Below are 4,371 nucleotides of genomic sequence, written 5' to 3' on the forward strand. Positions count from 1 at the left end.
GGAAGAGCAGGACGGTGACCGCCCCCGCCGCCACCAACACGGAGGAGATCTCGCCCGTCATCAGGCCGTTGTTCACGGCGACCTCGGTCACCGCCACGATGATCGGCAGGCCGGTCGCCGCGTACAGACCCACCCGCGCCCGCTCCCGCGGGCCCTCGAGGCCGGGGCTCACGCGGGCGACGGTCTCGCTCACCCACACCCCGCCGCCACGGAGGACGAGCATGCTCACCACGGCGGCCACCAGCACCCACGGCGAGGCCGCCACCGCCCTGAGGTCGATGCTCATCCCCGACACCACGAAGAAGGCCGGGATGAACACGGTGTAGCCGACGGTCTCCAGCTGGCGGAGCAGGACCGTGGCCAGCCCCCGATCCGGGGACTGTCCTGCCTCGCGCAGATGTGCCCCGAGGGAGTCGACCAGCCGGCGCAGGATCATCCCTGCGGCGAAGGCGCCGAGCACCACGTCGAGACCGAACACCGTGGCCACCACCATCATGGTGGCCAGGAGCAGGATCACCGTGCGCATGGCCAGCTGGCCGGTGGAGGTGGTGCCTCTCAACAGCGCCCGGCCGAGTGCGGGGACGTGGAGCAGTCGGGCCGGCACCGCCAGGATGACGAGCGCGGCCAGGAGGAACAATCCGACCGCCGCGATCGAGGACTCGATGCTGCGGGTACCGAGCAGCACCGCCATCACCAGGATCGGTCCCAGTTCCCCGACCGCTCCGTGGGTGAGGACGGCTCTGCCCACGGGAGTGCTGTCGTGACCCGACCCCTTGAGGATGGGCAGGAGCGTACCGATGGCGGTGGAGGTGAGCAGGAGGCCTATCGCCACGGCCGTCTCCCAGCGTCCCGAGACCAGCCACCCCACCCCGGCCGCCAGGACGAGGCTGACGGCCCAGGTCCCGGCCGCCCGGCGTCCGCTGCGCCCGGTCAGGGTGGAGACCTCGAGCTCGAACCCGGCCAGGAGGAACAGCATCCCCAGACCGAGCTCGGAGAGGAGCGCGACACCGCCGGATTCCACCGCGAGGCCCAGACCGTGGGGGCCGATCACCATCCCGCCCGCCAGGAGCAGCACCACGCCGGGGATGAACGAGCGGGTGACACCGGACAGCACCGGAGCCGCCCAGACGGCCAGAACGATCCAGAACAACGAGACGAGTTCGGTGGGGGACGCCTCGGAGGCCAGGATGGTGGTGGTCACGTCCGGCCTCTCGCTCGATCGATGAAGGAGAGCTTAGACGAGCGGCGCGCACGCGAGGCCGTCGACCGGCGTCGACCGGCTCGTGCGAGGGTGGGGCACATGACCACCTCGCCGCTCGACACGTCCGACGGTGACCCCCGGCGGCTCCCGGGGTTCCGTCGCACGTTCGGCGCGGGGCGACTGACCCTCGGGCTGGGCTTCCCGCTGCGGACGCGCGCCGACCGGGTCGACGGCCCGGACATCAGCGCACAGATCGAGGTCGCCCGGGCCGCGGAGAACGGAGGGTTCGCCGCCCTCCACGCCCGGGACATCCCGCTTCGCGTCCCTTCGTTCGGCGACGTGGGCCAGGTCTACGATCCGTGGGTGTTCCTCGCGTACGTGGCCGCGCACACCAGCCGGATCACCCTCGGGACGGCGGCCGTCGTGCTGCCCGTCCGCCATCCACTGCACGTGGCCAAGTCCGCGGCCAGCCTGGACCGTCTGTCCGGCGGCCGGTTCCTCCTGGGGGTGGCCTCCGGCGACCGGCCGGAGGAGTTCCGTGCGTTCGGGCTGGAGCAGGGGCGGCGGGGGGAGAGGTTCCGGGAGAACCTCACGGTGATGACCCACGCCCTCACCACCGAGATGCGCGGGATCCGCTGGTCCGGGGGGTGGATGCACAGCGCGGACGTGGTCCCCAAGCCCACCGCCTCGTCGGTGCCGCTGATCATGACCGGCTCGTGTCAGCAGAGCATCTCCTACCTGGCGGCACACGGGCACGGATGGCTGACCTACCCACGCGATTTCGACGCGCAGCGCCGGACCGCCGCGAGGTGGCGCGAGGTGGTGGCGGAGAGTCGGGAGGGAGGATCCGACGACGACGACGAGGTGTTCAGTCCCTTCGCGCAATCGCTCCAGATCGACCTGGCCGAGGACCCGGACGAGGCGGCCTCGCCGATCGGTTTCGGGTTCCGGATCGGTCACCGGCGTCTGGTCGAGCACCTGGCGGACCTGCGGGGGATCGGGGTCAACCACGTCCTGCTGGGGGTCGGGGCGTCCCGCCGGCCGATCCGGGAGGTCGTCCACGAGCTGGCCGAGAACGTCGTGCCCCACTTCCCCGCTCTCGCCCACTAACCTCACCGGCGGAACGAAAGAGACGGGACCACCCATGAGAGGCGCGGCCACCCCGGAACCCGGACTGTTCGAGCACCTCCGGTCCCGGCAGTTCCTGTTCATGCTGCCCCGCGCGGTGTCACTGCAGCTGATGCACCCCGCGATCAGTGCGGCGACGCTCGAGCACTCGCCCTCCCCGGGCTTCGTCTGGCTGCACAAGCGGCGGTCGGTCCCCCCGACGATCGACATGGCGTTCGACCCGCATCCGGAGTCCTGGATACCGGGGCGCATCGTGGTCACGCACGACACCATCCGGGGAACCGACGCCGACGGCCGTCGTTACCACTCGCTGGACCCGCAGGTCTTCCACTTCCAACACGCCACGTACGTGGACTCGCTGTTCGAGACCATCACGAGATTCCGCGGTCCACTGGACGCAGGGGAACGCCGGTCGCTCTACGCCTCGTGCTGCAGGTGGTACCGCGCCTACGGCATCTCCGACACACCGCTGCCCCCGACGGTCGAGGACTTCGACGCCTACTTCCGCGACCGGACCGGGGCGCTGTCCGTCACCCCGGCGCTCACGCACTACCGCGGGCAGCTGCTCCGTCCGCGCCAGTGGTGGCCGGCCGCGGTCCCCTCCGGCGCTATCCGGACGTTCCTGCACCCCGTGGCCGCGCGGGCGCTCCGGGTCCGGCCGTCCGCGTTCGACCGCGCGGTGTCAGCGGTCTTCACCTCGGCGTCCTCGCTGAAGTAGCCACTTCTGCCAGAATCGAGCCACGGCGGCGGGCCCGGGCGGACTCCGGGGCACGCCCACAGCCAGACCGTACCCGGAGGCGACGTGAGCATCTCGATCCTGTGGTTCCGCCGCGATCTGCGGCTCAGCGATCATCCCGCTCTCCTCGCGGCCGTCGACTCCGCGGACGAGGTCCTGCCGGTGTTCGTGCGTGACCCGGTGCTGCTGAAACGTGGCGGCGCCCGAACCGACCGGCTGGAGGCCTCCCTGACCGCCCTGTCCGCCGACACCGGTGGGGCATTGGTCGTCCGGACGGGCGATCCCGCCGAGGTGATCGCGGAGCTCGCGGAGGCCGTGGACGCCGCGCAGGTGCACGTGAGTCGCGAGTCCACCCCCTACGGCCGGCGACGGGACGACAGGGCACGTGAGCTGCTCGGCGGGGCGGGTCGGGAACTGCTCGAGACCGGGTCGCCCTACGCGGTCGGACCGGGACGGGTCCTCAACAAGTCCGGCGAACCGTACCGGGTCTTCACCCCCTTCTCCAAGGCCTGGCACGACCACGGGTGGCCGGAGCCCGGCGCCCGCCCCGAGGACATCGCGTGGGCCGCGGACCCCGACACCGGCGGCTCGCGCGACATCACGGGGGCACGCGATTCGGGGTCCGCGGAGGAGGTGGGTGAGCAGGCGGCCCTGGACCGGTGGAGGGAGTTCCTCGCCGAGGACCTGACCTCGTACGGCGACCAGCGCGACCGACCGGACCTGGACACGACGAGCCGGTTGTCGGTGCACCTGAAGTACGGAGAGATCCATCCGCGGACGATCCTGGCCGAACTCGCCGCCCATCCCGCCGCCGACACCGATGGCGCACGCCGGTTCGTCTCCGAGTTGGCGTGGCGCGATTTCTACGCGGACGTCCTGTGGCACTGGCCCCGCTCGGCGTGGCGCGACCTGCGCGACACGCTGTCAGGGATGGACTACGACGAGGGGCCGGAGACCGACGAACTCGTCGAGGCGTGGCGGCAGGGGCTGACCGGTTACCCCTTCGTGGACGCGGGGATGCGACAACTGCGGTCCGAGGGATGGATGCACAACCGGGTGCGGATGGTCACCGCGAGCTTCCTCGTCAAGGATCTGCACGTGTGGTGGCCGACCGGCGCCCGGCACTTCCTGGACCACCTCAGGGACGGGGACCTCGCCTCCAACAACCACGGGTGGCAGTGGGTGGCCGGCACCGGGACCGACGCCTCGCCGTACTTCCGGGTGTTCAACCCGGTCACGCAGGGGGTGAAGTTCGACCCCGACGGCGACTATGTCCGTCGGTGGATCCCCGAACTCGCGGCCGTGG

Annotated in this window: 4 protein-coding genes; 3 read left to right on the forward strand and 1 reads right to left on the reverse strand. The window is 71.3% G+C overall.

Features of this window, described 5'->3' with window-relative positions:
- The coding region (locus G6026_RS16745) for a cation:proton antiporter (protein WP_182613833.1) at window positions 1-1,201 on the reverse strand (1,201 nt) is incomplete at its 3' end.
- A 99-nt stretch (window positions 1,202-1,300) separates the two neighbouring features.
- On the opposite strand from G6026_RS16745, the gene G6026_RS16750 reads away from it, so the two are divergent.
- The 3 genes from G6026_RS16750 to G6026_RS16760 form a co-directional block, all read left to right on the forward strand.
- Entirely contained in the window at window positions 1,301-2,311 is a 1,011-nt protein-coding gene (locus G6026_RS16750) for an LLM class oxidoreductase (RefSeq protein ID WP_182613834.1), read from the forward strand.
- Between the two features lie 34 nt (window positions 2,312-2,345).
- The gene (locus tag G6026_RS16755; protein ID WP_182613835.1) at window positions 2,346-3,047 is read left to right on the forward strand and encodes an oxygenase MpaB family protein; all 702 of its coding nucleotides are present in this window, start codon (window positions 2,346-2,348) and stop codon (window positions 3,045-3,047) included.
- 90 nt (window positions 3,048-3,137) lie between these two features.
- A partial coding sequence (locus G6026_RS16760; RefSeq protein ID WP_347238134.1) for a deoxyribodipyrimidine photo-lyase occupies window positions 3,138-4,371 on the forward strand: 1,234 nt, incomplete at its 3' end.

The organism is Dietzia sp. DQ11-38-2, assembly GCF_014145055.1.
Taxonomy (GTDB): domain Bacteria; phylum Actinomycetota; class Actinomycetes; order Mycobacteriales; family Mycobacteriaceae; genus Dietzia.